21 protein-coding genes are annotated in these 18,343 nt (G+C 69.1%); 13 read left to right on the forward strand and 8 right to left on the reverse strand.

Annotated elements, in window-relative coordinates; all coding sequences use genetic code 11:
• Positions 1–4: 4 nt before the first annotated feature.
• Genes AC07OQ_RS05680 through dut form a run of 6 tightly spaced genes read left to right on the forward strand, consistent with a single transcriptional unit; the run spans position 5 to position 5,397 of the window.
• Positions 5–853 (forward strand): purine-nucleoside phosphorylase, encoded by an 849-nt coding sequence (locus AC07OQ_RS05680; RefSeq protein WP_495052118.1) that lies wholly within the window; start codon positions 5–7, stop codon positions 851–853.
• A 2-nt stretch (positions 854–855) separates the two neighbouring features.
• Entirely contained in the window at positions 856–1,620 is a 765-nt protein-coding gene (deoC, locus tag AC07OQ_RS05685; RefSeq protein WP_495052119.1) for a deoxyribose-phosphate aldolase, read from the forward strand.
• A gap of 15 nt (positions 1,621–1,635) precedes the next feature.
• Complete coding sequence (gene deoA / locus AC07OQ_RS05690; RefSeq protein WP_495052120.1) at positions 1,636–2,958, forward strand: thymidine phosphorylase; 1,323 nt, start codon at positions 1,636–1,638, stop codon at positions 2,956–2,958.
• 40 nt (positions 2,959–2,998) lie between these two features.
• Entirely contained in the window at positions 2,999–3,688 is a 690-nt protein-coding gene (trmB, locus tag AC07OQ_RS05695) for a tRNA (guanosine(46)-N7)-methyltransferase TrmB (protein WP_495052121.1), read from the forward strand.
• A gap of 27 nt (positions 3,689–3,715) precedes the next feature.
• A complete protein-coding gene (gene coaBC, locus AC07OQ_RS05700; protein WP_495052122.1) occupies positions 3,716–4,945 on the forward strand; it encodes a bifunctional phosphopantothenoylcysteine decarboxylase/phosphopantothenate--cysteine ligase CoaBC in 1,230 nt (409 codons plus the stop codon).
• The gene (gene dut, locus AC07OQ_RS05705) at positions 4,942–5,397 is read left to right on the forward strand and encodes a dUTP diphosphatase (protein WP_495052123.1); all 456 of its coding nucleotides are present in this window, start codon (positions 4,942–4,944) and stop codon (positions 5,395–5,397) included. Before coaBC ends, dut begins: the two co-directional genes overlap by 4 nt.
• A gap of 79 nt (positions 5,398–5,476) precedes the next feature.
• Here dut and AC07OQ_RS05710 read toward each other — a convergent pair whose 3' ends face one another.
• Positions 5,477–5,998, reverse strand: coding sequence for an FKBP-type peptidyl-prolyl cis-trans isomerase (locus tag AC07OQ_RS05710; protein WP_495052124.1), 522 nt, complete (start codon positions 5,996–5,998; stop codon positions 5,477–5,479).
• Between the two features lie 36 nt (positions 5,999–6,034).
• Here AC07OQ_RS05710 and AC07OQ_RS05715 point away from each other — a divergent pair, with 36 nt between their 5' ends.
• From AC07OQ_RS05715 to AC07OQ_RS05725, 3 genes are all read left to right on the forward strand, one after another.
• Positions 6,035–7,150: a JmjC domain-containing protein gene (locus AC07OQ_RS05715; protein WP_495052180.1), complete on the forward strand. Its 1,116-nt coding sequence runs from the start codon at positions 6,035–6,037 to the stop codon at positions 7,148–7,150.
• A gap of 11 nt (positions 7,151–7,161) precedes the next feature.
• Positions 7,162–7,650 (forward strand): hypothetical protein, encoded by a 489-nt coding sequence (locus tag AC07OQ_RS05720; RefSeq protein WP_495052125.1) that lies wholly within the window; start codon positions 7,162–7,164, stop codon positions 7,648–7,650.
• A 171-nt stretch (positions 7,651–7,821) separates the two neighbouring features.
• A complete protein-coding gene (locus tag AC07OQ_RS05725) occupies positions 7,822–8,028 on the forward strand; it encodes a hypothetical protein (protein WP_495052126.1) in 207 nt (68 codons plus the stop codon).
• Between the two features lie 109 nt (positions 8,029–8,137).
• Here AC07OQ_RS05725 and AC07OQ_RS05730 read toward each other — a convergent pair whose 3' ends face one another.
• The 7 genes from AC07OQ_RS05730 to AC07OQ_RS05760 form a co-directional block, all read right to left on the reverse strand.
• Positions 8,138–8,932: an MBL fold metallo-hydrolase gene (locus AC07OQ_RS05730; RefSeq protein ID WP_495052127.1), complete on the reverse strand. Its 795-nt coding sequence runs from the start codon at positions 8,930–8,932 to the stop codon at positions 8,138–8,140.
• Positions 8,933–9,002: 70 nt separating this feature from the next.
• Positions 9,003–10,187, reverse strand: coding sequence for an NlpB/DapX family lipoprotein (gene bamC, locus AC07OQ_RS05735; protein ID WP_495052128.1), 1,185 nt, complete (start codon positions 10,185–10,187; stop codon positions 9,003–9,005).
• Between the two features lie 62 nt (positions 10,188–10,249).
• Positions 10,250–11,131, reverse strand: coding sequence for a 4-hydroxy-tetrahydrodipicolinate synthase (gene dapA, locus AC07OQ_RS05740; RefSeq protein ID WP_495052129.1), 882 nt, complete (start codon positions 11,129–11,131; stop codon positions 10,250–10,252).
• Between the two features lie 53 nt (positions 11,132–11,184).
• Positions 11,185–11,748 (reverse strand): class I SAM-dependent methyltransferase, encoded by a 564-nt coding sequence (locus AC07OQ_RS05745; protein ID WP_495052130.1) that lies wholly within the window; start codon positions 11,746–11,748, stop codon positions 11,185–11,187.
• Complete coding sequence (locus tag AC07OQ_RS05750; RefSeq protein WP_495052131.1) at positions 11,745–12,557, reverse strand: SDR family oxidoreductase; 813 nt, start codon at positions 12,555–12,557, stop codon at positions 11,745–11,747. The genes AC07OQ_RS05745 and AC07OQ_RS05750 overlap by 4 nt, the downstream gene beginning before the upstream one ends.
• Positions 12,558–12,596: 39 nt before the next feature.
• Positions 12,597–12,725 (reverse strand): hypothetical protein, encoded by a 129-nt coding sequence (locus AC07OQ_RS05755; RefSeq protein ID WP_495052132.1) that lies wholly within the window; start codon positions 12,723–12,725, stop codon positions 12,597–12,599.
• On the reverse strand, positions 12,722–13,939 hold the full coding sequence (locus AC07OQ_RS05760; protein WP_495052133.1) for an MFS transporter: 1,218 nt from the start codon (positions 13,937–13,939) through the stop codon (positions 12,722–12,724). Before AC07OQ_RS05760 ends, AC07OQ_RS05755 begins: the two co-directional genes overlap by 4 nt.
• A gap of 70 nt (positions 13,940–14,009) precedes the next feature.
• Here AC07OQ_RS05760 and AC07OQ_RS05765 point away from each other — a divergent pair, with 70 nt between their 5' ends.
• The 4 genes from AC07OQ_RS05765 to AC07OQ_RS05780 all read left to right on the forward strand — a co-directional run bounded on the left by AC07OQ_RS05765 (position 14,010) and on the right by AC07OQ_RS05780 (position 18,340).
• On the forward strand, positions 14,010–15,995 hold the full coding sequence (locus AC07OQ_RS05765) for a DNA topoisomerase IV subunit B (RefSeq protein ID WP_495052134.1): 1,986 nt from the start codon (positions 14,010–14,012) through the stop codon (positions 15,993–15,995).
• 127 nt (positions 15,996–16,122) lie between these two features.
• Positions 16,123–17,163: a histone deacetylase family protein gene (locus AC07OQ_RS05770; RefSeq protein WP_495052135.1), complete on the forward strand. Its 1,041-nt coding sequence runs from the start codon at positions 16,123–16,125 to the stop codon at positions 17,161–17,163.
• The gene (locus tag AC07OQ_RS05775; protein WP_495052136.1) at positions 17,160–17,696 is read left to right on the forward strand and encodes a GNAT family N-acetyltransferase; all 537 of its coding nucleotides are present in this window, start codon (positions 17,160–17,162) and stop codon (positions 17,694–17,696) included. The genes AC07OQ_RS05770 and AC07OQ_RS05775 overlap by 4 nt, the downstream gene beginning before the upstream one ends.
• A complete protein-coding gene (locus tag AC07OQ_RS05780) occupies positions 17,693–18,340 on the forward strand; it encodes a lytic transglycosylase domain-containing protein (protein WP_495052137.1) in 648 nt (215 codons plus the stop codon). Before AC07OQ_RS05775 ends, AC07OQ_RS05780 begins: the two co-directional genes overlap by 4 nt.
• Positions 18,341–18,343: the final 3 nt, after the last annotated feature.

An 18,343-nucleotide genomic window follows, 5' to 3' on the forward strand; every position in this document is an offset into this window, starting at 1 on the left:
AACAATGATCGATCACAAGACCCTGAACCCGCGCATCGACGCGACCGTCGAGAAGCTCAACAGCCTGTTCGGTGCCGCGCCCGAGGTGGCCGTGGTGCTGGGCTCCGGCTGGGCCGGCGCGGTCAGCCATGTCGAGGACGCCAAGCACCTGCCCTATACCGAGTTGCCGGCCTTCCCGCAGCCCAAGGTCGAGGGCCATGTCAACGAGATCGTGGTCGGCCAGATCGGCGCCCAGCGCGTCGTGATGCTGCGCGGCCGCGCCCACACCTACGAGAGCGGCGACTGCACCGGCATGGCCGGCGCGTTGCGCAGCCTGAAGCGCTGGGGCGTCAAGGCGCTGCTGCAGACCAATGCCTCGGGGTCCTTGCGCGCCCATATGCCGCCCGGCGGACTGATGCTGATCGGCGACCATATCAATGCGCCGCAGCGTTCGCCGCTGGTGGGCGAGCCCGGCAGCGAGCGTTTCGTCGACATGGGCGCGGCCTATGACACCGAGTTGCGCGACCTGGCCAAGAAGATCGCCAAGGCCAACAATCAGATCGTCTGCGAGGGCACCTACTGCTGGGCCCTGGGCCCGCAGTTCGAGACCCCGGCCGAGATCCGCATGTTCGCCGCCTGGGGCGCCGACGCCGTGGGCATGAGCACGGTGCCCGAGACCATCCTGGCGCGCCATGCCGGCCTGCGCGTGATGGGCCTGGCCCTGATCACGAACATGGCGGCCGGTCTGTCGGCCGAGGCCCTGACCCATGCCCTGACCCTGCAGCAGGCCCAGGTCTCGGGCGAGCGCGCCGCGACCTTCCTGGCCCAGGTGATCGCCGGGCTGGCCAGCCTGCCCTCGCTGCACCAGGCCTGAACATGGACACCCTGGAGCAATCGGCGCGCCAGGCGCTGCAATGCCTGGACCTGACCAGCCTGAACGACGGCGACACGGCCGAGGATATCGCCGCGCTGTGCGCCAGGGCGCAGACGCCCTTCGGCCCGGTGGCCGCGGTCTGTGTCTGGCCGCGCTTCGTGGCGCAGGCGCGGGCGGCCCTGCCGGCGGCGATCAAGGTGGCGGCCGTGGCCGATTTCCCCGACGGCGCGCTGGATCTGGCGCGCGCGCTGGCCGACGTGGACACCATCGCCCGGGCCGGCGGCGACGAGGTCGACGTGGTGCTGCCCTACAAGGCCCTGATGGCGGACCAGCGCAGCGAGGTGGCCGAGTTCCTGGCCGAGGTGCGCCATGCCAGCCGCCCGCTGACCCTGAAGGTCATCATCGAGAGCGGCGAACTGGCGACGCCGGAGCTGATCCGGGAAGCGACCCGCCTGGCCCTGATGGCCGGCGCCGACTTCGTCAAGACCAGCACCGGCAAGAGCCCTGTCTCGGCCACGCCGGAGGCGGCCGCGGTGATGCTGCAGGAGATCAGGATCAGCGGCCTGTCGCATGCCGGCTTCAAGGCCAGCGGCGGCATCCGCACCGTGAGCGAGGCCCAGGCCTATCTGCGCCTGGCCACCGAGAAGCTGGGGGCCGCGGCCGTGACGCCGCAGCGCTTTCGCTTCGGTGCCAGTGGCCTGCTGAACGACATCCTGGCGGTGCTGTCGGGGCAGGCCGCGGCGACCGCCTCGTCCAGCGCCTACTGAAGAGACAGGGCCGCGATGCTGGCTCAGCAAATCATCCGCGCCAAGCGCGACGGCCTGGCCCTGTCCGAGGCACAGATCCAGGCCTTTGTGCGCGGTCTGGTGGACGGCAGCTGGAGCGAGGGTCAGGTGGCGGCGCTGGGCATGGCCGTGTTCTGGCGCGGCATGGGGCGCGATGAATGCGTGGCCCTGACCCGCGCGATGATGCGTTCCGGCCGCGTGCTCGTCTGGCCCGACATGCCCGGCCCGGTGCTGGACAAGCATTCCAGCGGCGGCGTCGGCGACAAGGTCAGCCTGATGCTGGCGCCGCTGGTGGCGGCCTGTGGCGGCTATGTGCCGATGATCGCCGGCCGCGGCCTGGGTCACACCGGCGGCACGGTCGACAAACTGGAGGCCATTCCCGGCTACCGCACGACACCCGCCCCGGCCGAGTTCGAGCGCATCGTGCGCACCTTGGGCTGCGCCATCATCGGCCAGACCGGCGATCTGGCCCCGGCCGACAAGCGCTTCTATGCCACCCGCGACGTGACCGCCACGGTGGAGAGCGTGCCGCTGATCACCGCGTCCATCCTGTCCAAGAAGCTGGCGGCCGGCCCGCAGGGCCTGGCGATGGACGTCAAATGGGGCAACGGCGCCTTCGCCGATTCGCCCGCGATGGCGGCCGAACTGGCCCAGAGCATCGTTGAGGTGGCGAAGGGCGCCGGCATGCAGACTCGCGCGCTGATCACCGACATGAACCAGGTGCTGGGCCGCGAGGTCGGCAATGCGCTGGAGATCCAGGAAACCATCGCCTACCTGAAGGGCGACAAGGGTGCGCGCGAGCCGCGCCTGCACGAGCTGACCCTGGCCCTGGCGACCGAGATGCTGCTGCTGGGCGGTCTGGCCGACGACGAGGCTGGGGCGCGGGTGCGGCTGCAGCATGCGCTGGACAGCGGCGCGGCGGCCGAGAAATTCGCGCAGATGGTCGCCGGCCTCGGCGGCCCGGCCGATCTGCTGGAGCGGCCCCAGGTCTACCTGGCCGAGGCGCCGGTGCTGCGGCCCGTGCCCGCGCCGCGTGCCGGACGGCTGTTGGCGATGCGCACGCGGGATATCGGGCTGGCCGTCGTCGAGCTCGGGGGCGGGCGCCGCCAGGCCGGCGACGCGATCGACATGCGCGTGGGCCTGTCGGGCATGCGTCAGCTGGGCGACGAGCTTCGGATGAGCGAGCCGCTGGCCTGGGTGCATGCGGGCAGCGAGGTGGATGCCGAGCGCGCGGTGGCCGCGCTGCTGGCGGCCTGCGAGATCGGTGATGCCAACGCGCCCTGGGTCGAGCGGCCGCTGGTGGCAGCCCGGGTCGACTAAAATCCCGGCCCTTTCCCCGACCGTTTTTTCATTCAGCTTCATGTCCGATACGCCCGAGCAGCCCCCGCGCCGCGCCATCAAGAGTTTCGTCGTGCGCGCCGGCCGCATGGGCACCGGCCAGATCAAGGCCCTGGCCGAGCTGGGCCCGCGTTTCGTGCTGCCCTTCAGGCCCGAGCCGCTGCGGCCCGCCGAGCTGTTCGGTCGCGAAGCCCCGCTGGTGCTGGAGATCGGCTTCGGCATGGGCGGCGCCACCGCGCAGATCGCCAAGACGTTGCCGGACCATGACTTCATCGGCTGCGAGGTGCACGAGCCGGGCGTCGGCGCGCTTTTGAAGCTGATCGCCGAGCAGCAGATCCCGAACATCCGCATCTTCCAGCACGACGCGGTCGAGGTGCTGGAGCAGATGATCGCGCCCGCCTCGCTGGCCGGCGTGCACATCTTCTTTCCCGACCCCTGGCACAAGAAGCGCCACAACAAGCGCCGCCTGATCCAGCCCGAGTTCGTCGCCAGGCTGGTCAAGCACATCCGGCCCGGCGGCTATCTGCATTGCGCCACCGACTGGGAGCCCTATGCTCAGCAGATGCTGGAGGTGCTGATCGCCGAGCCGCTGCTGGAGAACACGGCGCAGGGCTATGCCGAGAAGCCGGCCTACCGGCCGCTGACCAAGTTCGAGAACCGTGGCCTGAAGCTGGGCCATGGCGTCTGGGATCTGGTGTTCCGCAAACGCTGAAGGGTCTGGCTGATAGAGTCGCGCTCCATGAGCGAATCCACACAACTCGCCGGCAAGCATGTCTTGCTGGGCCTCTCGGGCGGCATCGCCTGCTACAAGGTCGCCGAGCTGACCCGCCTCTTGATCAAGGCCGGCGCCGAGGTGCAGGTGATGATGAGCGAGGCCGCCACGCAGTTCATCACGCCGGTGACCATGCAGGCGCTCTCGAACCGCCCGGTGCTCTTGAGCCAGTGGGATGCTCGCGAGCCCAACAATATGGCGCATATCAACGCGACGCGCGCGGCCGATGTCATGCTGGTGGCGCCGGCCAGTGCCGACTTCATCGCCAAGCTGGTGCAGGGCAGGGCGGACGAGTTGCTGAGCCTGACCGCGCTGGCGCGGCCGATCGAGCGTTGCCCGCTGCTGGTGGCCCCGGCGATGAACCGCGAGATGTGGTCCCATCCGGCCACGCAGCGCAATCTGGCGCAGCTCAGGGCCGATGGCGCCTTCGTGCTGGGGCCCGGCAACGGCGACCAGGCCTGCGGCGAATTCGGCGACGGCCGCATGCTGGAGGCCGCGGAACTGCGCGACGAACTGATCGCCTTCTTCCGGCCCAAGCTGCTGGCCGGCCAGAAGCTGCTGATCACCGCCGGGCCGACATTTGAGCCGATCGATCCGGTGCGCGGCATCACCAATCTGTCCAGCGGCAAGATGGGTTTTTCGATCGCGCGCGCCGCGGCCGAGGCCGGTGCCGAGGTCACGCTGGTGGCCGGGCCCGTGCATCTGCCGACGCCGCGCGGCGTGCGCCGCATCGACGTGCGGACCGCGCAGCAGATGTTCGACGCGGTGCTGCCGCGCGCGCGCGAGCACGACATCTTCGTCGCCACCGCGGCCGTGGCCGACTGGCGGCCGGCGCAGATGAACGCGCACAAGATCAAGAAGAAGGATGGCGGCGAGGGCAAGGCCGCGCCGATGTTCGAGCTGACCGAGAACCCCGACATCCTGGCCGCCGTGGCGGCCCTGCCCGAGAGCAGGACCTTCTGCGTCGGCTTCGCGGCCGAGAGCCAGGATCTGGCCAGGCATGCGCGCGCGAAGCTGGTGAGGAAGGGCGTGCCGCTGATCGTCGGCAATCTGGGGCCGGCCACCTTCGGCCGCGACGACAATGCGCTGTTGCTGGTCGATGCGACCGGCGAGCGCGAACTTCCCCACAACGACAAACTGAGCCTCGCGCGCGAACTGGTGCGCGAGATCGCCGAACGGATCTCTTCCAAGCCATGACCACGACCCTCGTCGACCTCAAGGTGCTCGATGCCCGCATGGCCGAGCAACTGCCCGCCTATGCCACGCCCGGCTCCGCCGGTCTTGATCTGCGCGCCTGCCTGGACGCGCCGATCGCCCTGGAGCCCGGCCAGACCACGTTGATCCCGACGGGCCTGGCCATTCATATCAACGACCCCGGCATGGCGGCGCTGATACTGCCGCGCTCGGGCCTGGGGCACAAGCATGGCATCGTGCTGGGCAATCTGGTCGGCCTGATCGACAGCGACTACCAGGGCCAGCTGATGGTCAGCTGCTGGAACCGCGGCGGCACAAGCTTCGTGATCCAGCCGCTGGAACGTATCGCGCAGCTGGTGCTGGTGCCGGTGGTGCAGGCGGCCTTCCGCGTGGTCGAGGACTTCGACGCCTCCGCGCGCGGCGACGGCGGGTTCGGGTCCACCGGAAAGAGCTGAGCTGCCTTGACCCAGCGGAGCCCGAGGATCCGGCTCTGCCGGTCTCCTGCGGGCTGCGCGCAGCGCGCGGGCTATTCCTTCAGTGCAGCGGCTCGTCGGGCGGTGCGCCGTTGACGACGCTGAACACCGTCTCGCCGACGCTGCCCTCGCGGATCTCCGCCTCGCTGGCCTCGCGCACATCGCGCACCTTGATGTGCATGCGCAGGCCGACGCCAGCCAGCGGGTGGTTGCCGTCCAGCACCACATGCTCGGGGTAGACCTCGGTGACCGTGTAGACCACCTCCTCGGGCATGTTCTCGCTGGCCGCGCCCTCGGGCAGGCCTTCGAACTGCATGCCCTCGGAAACGTTCTCGGGCAGCACGCTGCGGCTCTCGAAGCAGACGAGGTTGGAGTCGTAGTCGCCGAAGGCATCTTCGGGCTCCAGCGCCAGGCTGGTTTCGAAGCCGATCTCCTGACCGGCCAGGGCTTGCTCGACCTTGGCGAACAGGTCGTCGCCGCCGTAAAAGAATTCCATCGGCTCGGCCAGTTCGTCGATCAGCTGGCCTTGGGCGTCTTCCAGTCTCCAGCTCAGGGAGACGACGCAGGGAGAGGTAATTAGCATGGGCGAGATGATCGCATACCGGACAATGCCGCCATGATCGACATCGCAAAGCCCATGCCGCTGCTCGGCGGCCTCTCTCCCGAACAGTTCATGCGCCGGCATTGGCAAAAGAAGCCCTTGCTGGTGCGCCAGGCCCTGCCCGATGTGGCGCCGCCCGCCGGCCGCAAGGAACTGGCCACGCTGGCCGCCAGCGAGGATGTCGAATCGCGCCTGGTCACGGCCTTCGACGGGCGCTGGACCCTGCGCCAGGGGCCGGTGGCCAAGCTGCCGCCCTTCGGCAAGGCCGGCTGGACCCTGCTGGTGCAGGGGCTGGATCTGCATCTGCCGGCGGCGCACGAGTTGCTGTCGCGCTTTCGCTTCGTGCCCGAGGCGCGCCTGGACGATCTGATGATTTCCTACGCCTCGGACGGCGGCGGCGTGGGGCCGCATTTCGATTCCTACGATGTGTTCCTGATCCAGGTGCAGGGGCGACGCCGCTGGCGCATCGGCGCCCAGAAGGACGCGCAACTGCGCGACGACGTGCCGCTGAAGATCATCGCCAACTTCAGGCCGGAGCAGGAGTACCTGCTGGAGCCGGGCGACATGCTCTACCTGCCGCCCGGCTGGGCGCATGACGGCGTGGCCGTGGGCGACGACTGCATGACCTGCTCGGTGGGCTTTCGCACGCCCTGGCAGGCCGAGCTGGCGCGCGAGCTGCTGCCGCGCCTGACGGACGAGGAACCGCGGGCCAACCGCATGTACGCCGACCCGCGCCAGGCCGCGACCGCGACGCCGGGGCTGGTGCCGCCAGGCCTGGTCGAGTTTGCCCGCGCCGCGGCCGAGCGGGCGCTGCGGGAGCCGCTGGCGCTGGAGCGCGCGCTGGGCGAGGCCCTGAGCGAGCCCAAGCCCAAGGTCTTCTTCGAGATCGGCGATCCGCTGCCGGCGGGTTGCGCCGCCCTGCTGGACCGGCGCAGCCGCATGATGTACGACCGGGCTCATGTGTTTTTGAACGGCGAGTCCTTCCGCGCGGGCGGCCGCGATGCCAAACTGATGCGCCTGCTGGCCGATCGCCGGCGTCTCACGGCCGCCCAGGTGGCGCAGCTGTCCGATGGCGCGCGCGAGCTGCTGGATCAATGGACCGAGGATGGCTGGGTGCAGGCGGGCAAGGACTGAGGCAGGACACCATGCTGGAAGAGGGCATCATCATCGGCCGCCAGGCCTTTGTGCAGGCGCTGCGCGAGGCCTTGCAAGGGCTTGGCGAACAGGGCTGCCGCGAGCTCTGCTGGCTGGACTCCGACTTCACGGCCTGGCCGCTGTCCGAACCCGCCGTGCTGGAGGCGCTGGCGCATTGGGCGCTGCCGCACCGGCGCCTGAGGATGCTGGCGACCGGCTATGAGGAACTGCGCCGCCAGCAGCCGCGCTTTGTGGATTGGCGGCGCCGCTGGGACCATGTGGTGCAGGCCGGGGAATACCGGTGCGAGGATCTCGGCGCCGGAAATCCGGCCGGACTGCTGCTGGCGCCGGGACGGTTCAGCCTGCGGCTGCTCGATGCCCAGCAATGGCGCGCGGTCTATGCCGTGCGATCAGCGGATGAAATCGCCGCGCGGGAATGGTTTGATGCTGTTTGGCAACGCTCCGCGCCATCGTTCGCCGCGAGTACCTTGGGACTTTAAGGAGTTTCCCGGATTACGGATACAATATCGGGCTAGGCGATGGAAGCGCTCGAGGTTTCCACGTCTTGGTCTGCTGAGGCACCCCAACGATTTGTCGGTGATTGGTCGGGAGGTGGGGCCTCTTTAATTACCGGTAATTGATTCTTCGTTAATTCGAATCTGAGGACACCTATGAAAAAGTCGATCCTGTTGGCTTCCCTGCTGGCTGCTGTTGCTCTGGCCGCTTGCGGCAAGAAGGAAGAGGCTCCCGCTCCTGCTGCTGAGCCGGCTCCGGTGGCTGCTCCCGCCCCCGTCGCTTCGGACGCCGCCATGGCTCCCGCCGCTGACGCTTCGGCTCCTGCCGCCGCTGCGGCCGCTTCGGAAGCCGCCAGCAAGTAATCGGGTTCCTCCGATCACGGCGAAAGCCGCCCGGCCGCGAGGCCCGGCGGCTTTTGTTTTGCCGGCCGCCCGGCATACCGCGGTCGCAAGCGGTATTTGAGTGGATTCTCTAAATAAGAGTTTGCCAATCCAAACCCTGAACCTGATCGGCCACGAGTATCTGCGTGGCCGCGCCATCCCCCAGGACGCCGGCCAGCGCCGCGCGGGCCAGCTCGGGGCGGTTGTTGCTGGCGCTCAAATGGGCCGCCGCCACCCACTGCAGATCCGCATGCCGGCATTGCGCCAGGATCTGCGCCGACAAGTCGTTGGACAGGTGGCCGTGGCTGCCCAGGATACGGCGCTTCAGGCTGGCCGGGTAGCGGCCGTGGCGCAGCATCTCCTCGTCGTGGTTGCACTCCAGCAGCAGGGCGTCCAGGCCTTGCAGGCGCGCGATCAGCGTTGCCGGGGCGCTGCCCACATCGGTCAGCAGCCCGAAGCGCCGCGCGCCGTCGCCGCACAGCAGTTGCAGCGGCTCCTGCGCGTCATGCGGCACGGCGAAGGGCTGCAGCCAGAGATCGCCCAATGCCAGGGTTTCTTCGGCATGAGCGAAGTGCAGCAGGGCCGGGTCCAGGGCCTGCGCGGCCGGGCCATGGCTGACGGCCTGCCAGGTGCCGCGGCTGGTCCACAGCGGGATGCGGTAGCGCTGCGCCAGGGCCAGCGAGCAGCCGACATGGTCGCCATGCTCGTGGGTGACGAAGATCGCGTCCAGCTGCTCCGGCGTGCGCCCGGCGCGCGCCAGCCGGCGCAGCAGCTCGCGCTGGCTGAAACCGCAGTCGACCAGCAGCAGGGTGCTGGTGATGCCCTGACTGGCCTCGACAAGGCTGGCATTGCCGCCGCTGCCGCTGCCCAGGCTGCAAAAGCGCATCGGGTGACTCCGAAAAACAAAACGCCGCCGGCGGTCTGCGCTGGCGGCGTTGGCGAATGCTGCCGCGCTGTCAGCGCAGATCGTCCATCAGCAGATTCAGGATGCGCTTGGCATTCTCGTCGGTCTGCTGCTGGCCCTTGGTGTCCTGCACGGTGACGAGGCTGCGCTCGCCCTGGGCCTTGACCGAGACCCGGTAGCGGTTGGCGGTGACGGCCTTCTCGCCCTTGAACAGGCGCTCGAAGAAGTTCGGCTCCTCCTTGCCCACCTGGGTCGGATCGGCATAGCGCAGGTAGAACAGACCCTGGTTGCGGTCGCGGTCCTCGATGGTGAAGCCGTGGCGGTCCAGCGACTGGCCGACGCGGCGCCAGGCGCGCTCGAAGCCCTCGTTGACCTGCAGGCTGTCCGGCACCTCGCTGAGCGGCCGGTTGCGGGCGCCGCCGCGCGGCGACGGGGGCAGTTCGGCCGAGGGCAGGGCGGCCGCGGAGGCGCCGGCCACCACGGCCTTGGCGGCATCTTCCTTGCCGCCCAGCTTGAGCAGCAGGCGCGACAGCATCTCGCCTTCCAGCGTGGGCTCGGCGGCGCGCGGCTGCCAGGCGGTCTGGTCGCGCTGGGTGCTGGTGTAGACCTCCTGCATGCCGCGGTGCACGATGTAGATGTCGGTGCCGCCGCTGGGCGAGCGCTCGACGCGGGTGCGGTACATGTCGCGCTCGCTGGTCGAGTAGATCGAGTCCAGCACCTTGCCGATGGTCTTGCGGATGAAGTCCTGCGGCAGTCGGGCGCGGTTTTCGGCCCAGTTGGTCTCCATCACGCCGACGGCCGGATCGTCCTTAGCCAGGTCGAAGCCGCGCTCCTGCCAGAAGGCGCGCAGCTGCGGCCAGAGCTGGTCGGGCGTCAGGCTCGAATGCACCCAGCGGGTCTCGCCGGCGCGCTGCAGGCTGGCCTCGCCGGCGCTGGACAGGGCCACCTGGTTGCTGTTCGCGGCGCCGGGGCGCGGCGCGGCATTGGCCTGCTGCTGCAGGGCCGAGGCGCTGATCGCGCCGCCCTGTACCTGCGAGCGGTTGTCGCGCGCCAGCTGTGTCAGGTCGGGCGGGATGTCCAGGCCGCTGGTCTGGCGGGCCTGGCTGCGGTAGTCAACCTTGTCGGAACTGAGGGTGCCATCGAAGGTGCTGCAGGCGGCCAGCGAGGCGATCAGGGCCGAGCAGGCCAGGCGCTGCGCCGTGGGAGCGAAGGAAGGGGAACGGGTCACGCTAGACATCTCCGAAGGTCGTGGGGCAGGGCCCCGGCCTGGTCTCAAATGGGGTGGGTGTATGCCGCTGCTCAGAGCAGGCCGGCTTCCTGCATGGCCTGGGCGACGCTGGCCTGGCCGGCGGCCGTCAGCGGCGTGATCGGCAGGCGCAAGTTGCTCTTGCAGCGGCCCAGGCGCTCCAGCGCCCACTTGGTGGGCGCCGGGCTCGGTTCGCAGAACAGCTGCTTGTGCAGCGCGAGCAGCTGGAAATGGATGCGGCTGGCTTCGCGCACATTGCCGGCGATCGCGGCCTTGCAGAGCTCGTGCATCGCGCGCGGTGCCACGTTGGCGGTGACACTGACATTGCCATGGCCACCCAGCAGCAGCAGGGCGACCGCGGTACCGTCGTCGCCCGAGTAGATCGAGAAACCCTTGGGCGCGTGCTTGATCAGGAAGGCGGCGCGCTCGATATTGCCGCTGGCCTCCTTGACGCCGATGACGCCCGGCAGCGGCGCGCAGCGCAGCGTGGTCTCGGGTGCCATGTCCGCGACCGTGCGGCCCGGCACGTTGTACAGCATCATCGGGATGTCGACGGCTTCCGCGATGGCCTTGAAATGCTGGTAGATGCCTTCCTGGCTGGGCTTGTTGTAGTAGGGCACGACCGACAGCGTGCAGTCGGCGCCGACCTTCTTGGCATAGCGGCTCAGGTTGATGGCTTCGGCGGTGGAGTTGCCGCCGGTGCCGGCCATGATGGGCACGCGGCCCGCGGCATGCTCGACCGCGACGCGGATGATCTCGCAATGCTCCTCGACGTCCACGGTGGGCGATTCGCCGGTGGTGCCGACCACGCCGATGCAGTCCGTGCCTTCGGCGATATGCCAGTCGATCAAGCTGCGCAGCGCGGCGTAATCGACGCTGCCGTCTTCCTGCATCGGCGTCACAAGCGCGACGATGCTGCCAACAATCGGTGTCATGAGAGGATTCCTCGTAATCCCGCGATTCTACTCAGCGCCCGGGCCGTCTTTTCTCAGGCCAGGGTGTAGCGCTGGTAAACCCCGGGTGTCGGGGCGGTTTCGCGCACCGCTGCAACGCGCTGGACATAGCGCGGGTTGACCCCGCCGGCATCCTCGCTGAAGCCGTTCTCGTAGGCCACCACGCGCAGGCCCTGGCAGGCCTGCAGCAGTTCGCCGGGCTGCAGCAGGAAATCCGGCCGGGCCGGCCGGCCGATGCTCTGCTGGCCGTCGGCAAAGGTTTCGTAGATCAGCCAGCCGCCCGGCGCCACCGCGCCGACGATGGCCGGCAGCAGCGGCCGCCACAGATAGTTCGTGACCAGCACCAGGTCGAAGGAACGCCCGGCCAGGGGCCAGGGGCCGGCCTCGAGGTCGGCCGCCAGGGTCTCGGCCAGACCGGGCTCGGCGGCCAGCGGCCCCAGGGCCTCGGCATCGCGGTCCACTGCCGTGACCCGCATGCCGCAGGCGGCCAGGTGGCGCACATGGCGGCCGGAGCCGCAGGCCAGGTCCAGGGCCGTATGGCCGGGCCGGCAGGCCTGCTGCCAGCGCAGCAGCCAGGGGGAGGGCTGCGCGCCGCTCATCGAGGGCGCTCCTCCTTCTTCAGCGCGGCCCGCGCCATGCGGTCCACCAGGCCGGGAGCCAGCAGCTTGAGCCAGCGGCCCAGCCGGCCCTTGGCCGTCATCACGATCTCGCGCCGGCGCGCCAGGCCGCCCTCCAGGATCAGCCGGGCGCAGGTCTGCACCGTCATCGCGCCGCGCTCGTCCATCGCGCTGCGGCCCAGCGGCTGCCCCTGGGCGTTCAGGCCGCGGTGGCGGATCTGGGTGTCGACCACACCCGGATAGGCGACCGTGACGCTGACCCCGTCGGACGCCAGCTCGCCGCGCAGGGCCTCGAAGAAGCCGCCCATCGCGAACTTGGCAGCGCTGTAGGCGGTGCGGCCGGGGATGCCGACCAGGCCGGCCAGGCTGGAGATCGCCAGCAGGCGGCCACGGCTGGCCTTCAGATGGGGCAGGGCGGCATGGGTGGTCCAGACGCTGCCCCAGAAATTGATGCGCATCAGGCGCTCGTACCAGGCCAGGTCGTCCACCTCGGCCAGCAGCGCATGGGCCGAGATGCCGGCGTTGTTGACCAGGGTGTCGAGGCGGCCGAAGCGCGCCACGGCGGCGGCGATCAGGGTCCGGCAGTCGGCCTGCTGCTCGACGTCGCAGCGCTGCACCAGCACCTCGGCGCCCAGGGCCCGGCATTGCGCGGCCACGGCTTCCAGCTTGTCCAGGCTGCGCGCGGCCAGCACCAGGGCCAGTCCGGCGCGCTCGCGCGCCGCCCATTGGCGCGCCAGCTCGGCGCCGATGCCGTCCGAGGCGCCGGTGATCACGACGACGATTTTGCTCATCCGCTCCCCAGGATTCTGTGTTCGGAGCGCGGATTGTGGCTAAAAACAGGCCCAGAGCTGTTGGGACAAATGCTGCATCAGCTCCGGCTGCAGATAAGCCAGGAAGACGGCCGCCAGCACCAGGGCGATGAGGCCCCAGGCCAGGCCGCGCCGCCAGCCCAGTCTCATGCCGCCGCCGGCGTCGCGCCGCGCGCGATCGCATGCTCGCGCACCGGCAGGTTGACCAGGGCGGCCAGCCCGCCCAGGGCCACCGCCAGCCACCAGACGATGTCGTAGCTACCGCTGGCGTCATAGAGCTTGCCGCCCAGCCAGACGCCCAGGAAGCTGCCGATCTGGTGGCTGAAGAAGATGAAGCCGCCCAGCATCGACATGTGCTGCACGCCGAAGATCTGCGCTACCACGGCGTTCGTCGGCGGCACGGTGGACAGCCACAGCACGCCCATCACGGCCGAGAAGATGTAGACGCTCGTCGGCGTCAGCGGCACGCTGAGGAACACGACGATGGCCACCGAGCGCAGCGCGTAGATGATGGACAGCAGGTAGCGCTTGGGGAAGCGCTGGCCCAGGGTGCCGGCGGCATAGGTGCCGAACACATTGAACAGGCCGATCAGGGCCAGCGCATAGGTGGCGACCTGGGGGCTCAGACCATGGTCCTTCAGATAGCTGGGCATGTGCACGCCGATGAACACCACCTGGAAGCCGCAGACGAAATAGCCGGCCATCAGGAGCTGGAAGCTGCGATAGCCGAAGGCCTCGCGCAGGGCCTGGCCGATGCTTTGGCGGTGGGCGCTGTGCGCACTTGTCTTGGCCGGCTCGCGCAGGCCGAAGGCCAGTGGCAGGATGGCCAGCGCGGCGATCGCCAGGACGAAGAGGGCGTTCTGCCAGCCGGTGCCGGAGATCAGCCAGTTCTCCACCGGCACCATCAGGAACTGGCCGAAGCTGCCGGCCGCCGCCGCCACGCCCATGGCCCAGGAGCGCCTGTCGGCCGCCACATTGCGGGCGATCACGCCATAGATCACCGCGTAGGTGGTGCCGGACTGGGCCATGCCGATCAGCAGGCCCGCGCTGCCGGTGAAGGCCAGGCCCGAGCTGGAGATGGCCATCAGCACCAGGCCCAGCGCATAGAGCAGGCCGCCGACCACGATCACCTTGAAGGCGCCGAAGCGGTCGGCCAGCATGCCGGTGAAGGGGCCGGCCAGGCCCCAGGCGATGTTCTGCACCGCCAGCGCGAAGGCGAAGGTCTCGCGGGTCCAGCCCCGGTCCATCGTGATCGGCGCCAGCCACAGGCCGAAGCCATGGCGTATGCCCATCGAGAGGGTCACGATCATGGCGCCGCAGAGCAGCACCTGTTTCATCGACAAGGGGGCGGGGGTGGTGTTCATTCGCGCGACTGTAGCCAATGCTGCCAAAGTCTGCCGGGACCGGAAAAATCGGGTCCTAGAATCCCGCCCCATGGCGACCAAAGCAAGCAACAACCCCGGAACCTATGGCGAGGCCTCGATCCGCGTGCTCAAAGGGCTGGAGCCCGTCAAGCAGCGCCCGGGCATGTACACCCGCACCGACAACCCCCTGCATTGCATCCAGGAGGTGATCGACAACGCCGCCGACGAGGCCCTGGCCGGCTTCGGCAAGCGCATCGACCTGACCCAGCATGCCGACGGCTCGGTGTCGATCGCCGACGACGGGCGTGGCATCCCCTATGGCCTGCACCCGGAAGAGGGCGTGCCGGTGGTGGAGATCGTCTTCACGCGCCTGCATGCCGGCGGCAAGTTCGACAAGGGTTCGGGCGGCGCCTACAGTTTCTCGGGCGGCCTGCATGGCGTGGGCGTCTCGGTGACCAATGCCCTGGCCAAACGCCTGGAAGTGACGGTCTGGCGCGAGGGCCAGGTGGCGAATCTCGCCTTCGAGGCCGGCGATGTGGTCGAGCCGGTGACGACGCGCAAGGGTGGCGCCAGCGGCGACCGCAAGCAGGGCACGACCGTGCGGGTCTGGCCCGATGCCAAGTATTTCGAGAGCGCGGAGCTGCCCAAGAACGAGCTGGTGCATCTGCTGCGCAGCAAGGCCGTGCTGATGCCGGGCGTCACCGTCACCCTGAAGAACGAGAAGACCGGTGACCTGCAGACCTGGTCCTACCAGGGCGGCCTGCGCGACTATCTGATGCAGACCCTGGTGGCCGATCCGCTGATCCCGCTGTTCGAGGGCGAGCAGTACGCCAGCGCCTCCGAGAGCGAGAACTTCGCCGAGGGCGAGGGCGCGGCCTGGGCCGTGGCCTTCACCGAGGAGGGTCAGGTCATGCGCGAGAGCTATGTGAACCTGATCCCGACGGTGGCCGGCGGCACCCACGAGTCCGGCCTGAAGGACGGTCTGTTCGGCGCGATCAAGGGTTTCATAGAAATGCATGCGCTTGCCCCAAAGGGCGTCAAGCTGATGCCCGACGATGTGTTCTCGCGCGCCTCCTTCGTGCTCTCGGCCAAGGTCTTGGATCCGCAGTTCCAGGGCCAGACCAAGGAGCGCCTGAACAGCCGCGATGCGCTGCGTCTGGTGTCCACCTATGTGAAGCCGGGGCTGGAGCTGTGGCTGAACCAGCATGTGGAGCTCGGCAAGAAGCTCGCGGAACTGGTGATCAAGCAGGCGCAAACTCGGCAACGCGCCAGTCAGAAGGTTGAAAAGCGCAAGGGCTCCGGGGTGGCCGTGCTGCCCGGCAAGCTGACCGACTGCGAAAGCCGCGATCTGCTGCACAACGAGGTCTTCCTGGTCGAGGGCGATTCGGCCGGCGGCTCGGCCAAGATGGGCCGCGACAAGGAGACCCAGGCCATCCTGCCGCTGCGCGGCAAGGTGCTGAACACCTGGGAGGTCGAGCGCGACCTGCTGTTCAAGAACAACGAGATCCACGACATCTCGGTGGCCGTGGGCGTTGACCCGCATGGCCCGAACGACAGCCCGGACCTCAGCGGCCTGCGCTACGGCAAGATCTGCATCCTCTCGGACGCGGACGTCGACGGCTCGCATATCCAGGTGCTGCTGCTGACCCTGTTCTTCCGCCATTTCCCCAAGCTGGTCGAGGCCGGCCATGTGTTCATCGCCCGGCCGCCGCTGTACCGGGTCGATGCGCCGGCGCGCGGCAAGAAGCCGGCCGCCAAGATCTATGCGCTGGACGAGGGCGAGCTGACCGCCACCTTGGACAAGCTGCGCAAGGAAGGCGCGCGCGAAGGTTCCTGGACCATCAGCCGTTTCAAGGGTCTGGGCGAGATGAGCGCGGAGCAGCTGTGGGACACGACCCTGAACCCCGAGACGCGGCGCCTCTCGCCGGTGCGCTATGGTGAGCTGGACTTCGGCCAGACCATCGAGGCGATCAACAAGCTGATGGGCAAGGGCGAGGCCGCCTCGCGTCGCGAGCTGATGGAAATCCACGGCGACGCCGTGGAAATCGATATATGACCCACCCCCTACGCGCTGCGCGCGCCCCCTCAAGGGGGCGCTGCCGACCGACCGGCGGAGCCGGATCGGCGGCAGCCGCTTGGGAATGCCGAACCTGTGCGGTGTTTTGCAAGGCAGGATCCTGCTGATGAAGACGGTCTACAACCAGCGCCACGGTTTGCATGCGGCCACGCACGAGTTCTTTCGTGGCCGCCTGGTGCCCGCCTTCGAGGTGCCGGCGCGGGCCGACTATGTGCTGAAGGCCGTGCAGGAGGCACGCCTGGGCGAGGTGCTGATGGCTCCGCTGGACCATGGCTTGGCGCCGCTGGAGCGCGTGCATGCGCCGGCCTATCTGCGTTTCCTGCAGGGCGCGCATGCCGAATGGCTGGCGCTGGGCGGGGCGGGCGATGCCTTTCCGGCCGTCTGGCCCATCCGCAGCCTGCGCGCCGATGTGGAGCCGCAGAGCTTCGCCGCCCGCATGGGCCTGTACTCGATGGACAGCGGCACGCCGCTGACCGCCGGGTCCTGGCAGGCCGCCTACTGGGGCGCGCAGGCCACGCTGACCGGGCTGAACATCGCGCTCGGCGATGAGAAGAAAAGCGCTTATGTGCTGACCCGCCCGCCCGGCCACCATGCCGGCGCGGACTTCTTCGGCGGCTACTGCTTCATCAACAACGCCGCGGTGGCGGCCCAGGCCGCGCGCGACGCGGGCCTGGCGCGGGTCGCGATCCTGGACGTCGACTACCACCATGGCAACGGCACGCAGGCGATCTTCTACGAGCGCGCCGACGTCTTCTATGCCAGCCTGCACGGCGACCCGCAGACCGAGTACCCCTTCTTCCTGGGGCACGCCGACGAGCGCGGCACCGGCGCGGGCCTGGGGCTGAATGCCAATGAGCCGCTGCCGGCCGGCAGTTCCAACGAGGCCTGGTTCGCGGCGCTGGACCGGCTGTTGGCCCGGCTGAAGGCCTATGCGCCCGAGCTGCTGATCGTCTCGCTGGGCGTCGATACCTATGGCGGCGACCCGATCTCGCATTTCAAACTGGACCGGCCGGAGTTCACCGAGATGGGCCGGCGCCTCGCCGGCTTCGGCGCGCCGCGCACCCTGTTCCTACAGGAGGGCGGTTACGCGACCGAGGCCATCGGCCACAACGTGGTGGCGGTGCTGCGGGGCTTTGAATCGCCATGAGCGCGCCCCGCGTCAGCCTGCGGCCGACGATGCTGTCGGACCTGGACTTCGTGGTCTCGGTCGAGCAGGACGCGGCCAACGCGCCCTTCATCACGGTGTGGGAGCGCACCCAGCATGAGGGCGCGATCCGCTTCCCGGACTCGCGCCATTTCATCGTCGAGAACGAGGCGGGCGCGGCGATCGGCTTTGTGATCCTGCAGGGCTGCCGCAACCCGCACCGCTCGGTGGAGCTCAAGCGCATCGTGCTGGCGCCAAGGTTTCAAGGTACCGGCCAGGGTCTGGGCCGCGCCTGCGTGCGCCAACTGAAGAAGCTGGCCTTCGCGCAGCTGCGGGCGCACCGTTTCTGGCTCGACGTCAAGGCCTTGAACACCCGCGCCCAGCATCTCTACCAGAGCGAGGGCTTCGTCGAGGAAGGGCGCTTGCGCGAGAGCGTGCGCGTCAGCGGCGCCGATGGCTATGACAGCCTGATCGTGATGTCGATGCTGGATCGCGAGTACCAGGCCCGCTTGGCGCTGGGCCAGGAGGCCGCATGAGGTATGGCAGGCTGTTATTCCTGCTGCTGGCCCTGGCGGGCCCGGCGCATGCCGAACTCTGGGGTTATGTGGACGGCGCCGGCGTCGCCCATATTGCCGCCCGGCCGCTGAGCAGCCGCTACAGCCTGGTAATGGGCGCGCCGCACGACGAGCCGGGCCGGGTGCCCGGCAAGCAGGACGGCAGCCAGGGGCTGCTGACCTGGCTGGAGTTCGCGCCCGAGGTCAAGAGCGTCCAGCCCTGGCTGCGCGAGGCCGCGGCGCACCATGGCGTGGACATGGAGTTGCTGAAGGCCATCATCGCGGTCGAGTCCGGTTTCAAGGCGGACGCGGTGTCGCCGCGTGGCGCGGTGGGCCTGATGCAGATCATGGCGCCGCCCGAGCAGGCGCGGCGCCTGCAGGAGCCGCGCCGCAATATCCAGGCGGGTGCGGCCCAGTTGGCGCGCCTGATCAGGCTTTTCGGCCGCATCGACGTGGCCCTGGGGGCCTGGAATGCCGGCGAGGGCACGGTGCGGCGCCACGGTGGCCAGATGCCGCCGATCGCCGAGACCCAGGCCCATGTCCATCTGGTGCTGGAACTCTACTGGGCCCTGCTGCAGCGAAGCCTGCCGGCCCAGGCCCGGCACCTAAGAATCCATAGCAGTTGATTT

The sequence above is a fragment of the Roseateles sp. GW821-FHT09B06 genome (genome assembly GCF_059418245.1).

Excerpts from the sequence above, each read along its gene's own strand:
- AC07OQ_RS05725 (WP_495052126.1), top strand. The coding sequence starts at position 7,822 with ATGAAAAAGTCGATCCTGTTGGCTTCCCTGCTGGCTGCTGTTGCTCTG.
- AC07OQ_RS05770 (WP_495052135.1), top strand. The coding sequence starts at position 16,123 with ATGAAGACGGTCTACAACCAGCGCCACGGTTTGCATGCGGCCACGCAC.
- deoA (WP_495052120.1), top strand. The coding sequence starts at position 1,636 with ATGCTGGCTCAGCAAATCATCCGCGCCAAGCGCGACGGCCTGGCCCTG.
- AC07OQ_RS05760 (WP_495052133.1), bottom strand. The coding sequence starts at position 13,939 with ATGAACACCACCCCCGCCCCCTTGTCGATGAAACAGGTGCTGCTCTGC.
- dapA (WP_495052129.1), bottom strand. The coding sequence starts at position 11,131 with ATGACACCGATTGTTGGCAGCATCGTCGCGCTTGTGACGCCGATGCAG.
- AC07OQ_RS05745 (WP_495052130.1), bottom strand. The coding sequence starts at position 11,748 with ATGAGCGGCGCGCAGCCCTCCCCCTGGCTGCTGCGCTGGCAGCAGGCC.
- bamC (WP_495052128.1), bottom strand. The coding sequence starts at position 10,187 with ATGTCTAGCGTGACCCGTTCCCCTTCCTTCGCTCCCACGGCGCAGCGC.
- AC07OQ_RS05775 (WP_495052136.1), top strand. The coding sequence starts at position 17,160 with ATGAGCGCGCCCCGCGTCAGCCTGCGGCCGACGATGCTGTCGGACCTG.
- trmB (WP_495052121.1), top strand. The coding sequence starts at position 2,999 with ATGTCCGATACGCCCGAGCAGCCCCCGCGCCGCGCCATCAAGAGTTTC.
- AC07OQ_RS05755 (WP_495052132.1), bottom strand. The coding sequence starts at position 12,725 with ATGAGACTGGGCTGGCGGCGCGGCCTGGCCTGGGGCCTCATCGCCCTG.
- dut (WP_495052123.1), top strand. The coding sequence starts at position 4,942 with ATGACCACGACCCTCGTCGACCTCAAGGTGCTCGATGCCCGCATGGCC.
- coaBC (WP_495052122.1), top strand. The coding sequence starts at position 3,716 with ATGAGCGAATCCACACAACTCGCCGGCAAGCATGTCTTGCTGGGCCTC.
- AC07OQ_RS05680 (WP_495052118.1), top strand. The coding sequence starts at position 5 with ATGATCGATCACAAGACCCTGAACCCGCGCATCGACGCGACCGTCGAG.
- AC07OQ_RS05730 (WP_495052127.1), bottom strand. The coding sequence starts at position 8,932 with ATGCGCTTTTGCAGCCTGGGCAGCGGCAGCGGCGGCAATGCCAGCCTT.
- AC07OQ_RS05765 (WP_495052134.1), top strand. The coding sequence starts at position 14,010 with ATGGCGACCAAAGCAAGCAACAACCCCGGAACCTATGGCGAGGCCTCG.
- AC07OQ_RS05710 (WP_495052124.1), bottom strand. The coding sequence starts at position 5,998 with ATGCTAATTACCTCTCCCTGCGTCGTCTCCCTGAGCTGGAGACTGGAA.
- AC07OQ_RS05750 (WP_495052131.1), bottom strand. The coding sequence starts at position 12,557 with ATGAGCAAAATCGTCGTCGTGATCACCGGCGCCTCGGACGGCATCGGC.
- deoC (WP_495052119.1), top strand. The coding sequence starts at position 856 with ATGGACACCCTGGAGCAATCGGCGCGCCAGGCGCTGCAATGCCTGGAC.
- AC07OQ_RS05720 (WP_495052125.1), top strand. The coding sequence starts at position 7,162 with ATGCTGGAAGAGGGCATCATCATCGGCCGCCAGGCCTTTGTGCAGGCG.
- AC07OQ_RS05780 (WP_495052137.1), top strand. The coding sequence starts at position 17,693 with ATGAGGTATGGCAGGCTGTTATTCCTGCTGCTGGCCCTGGCGGGCCCG.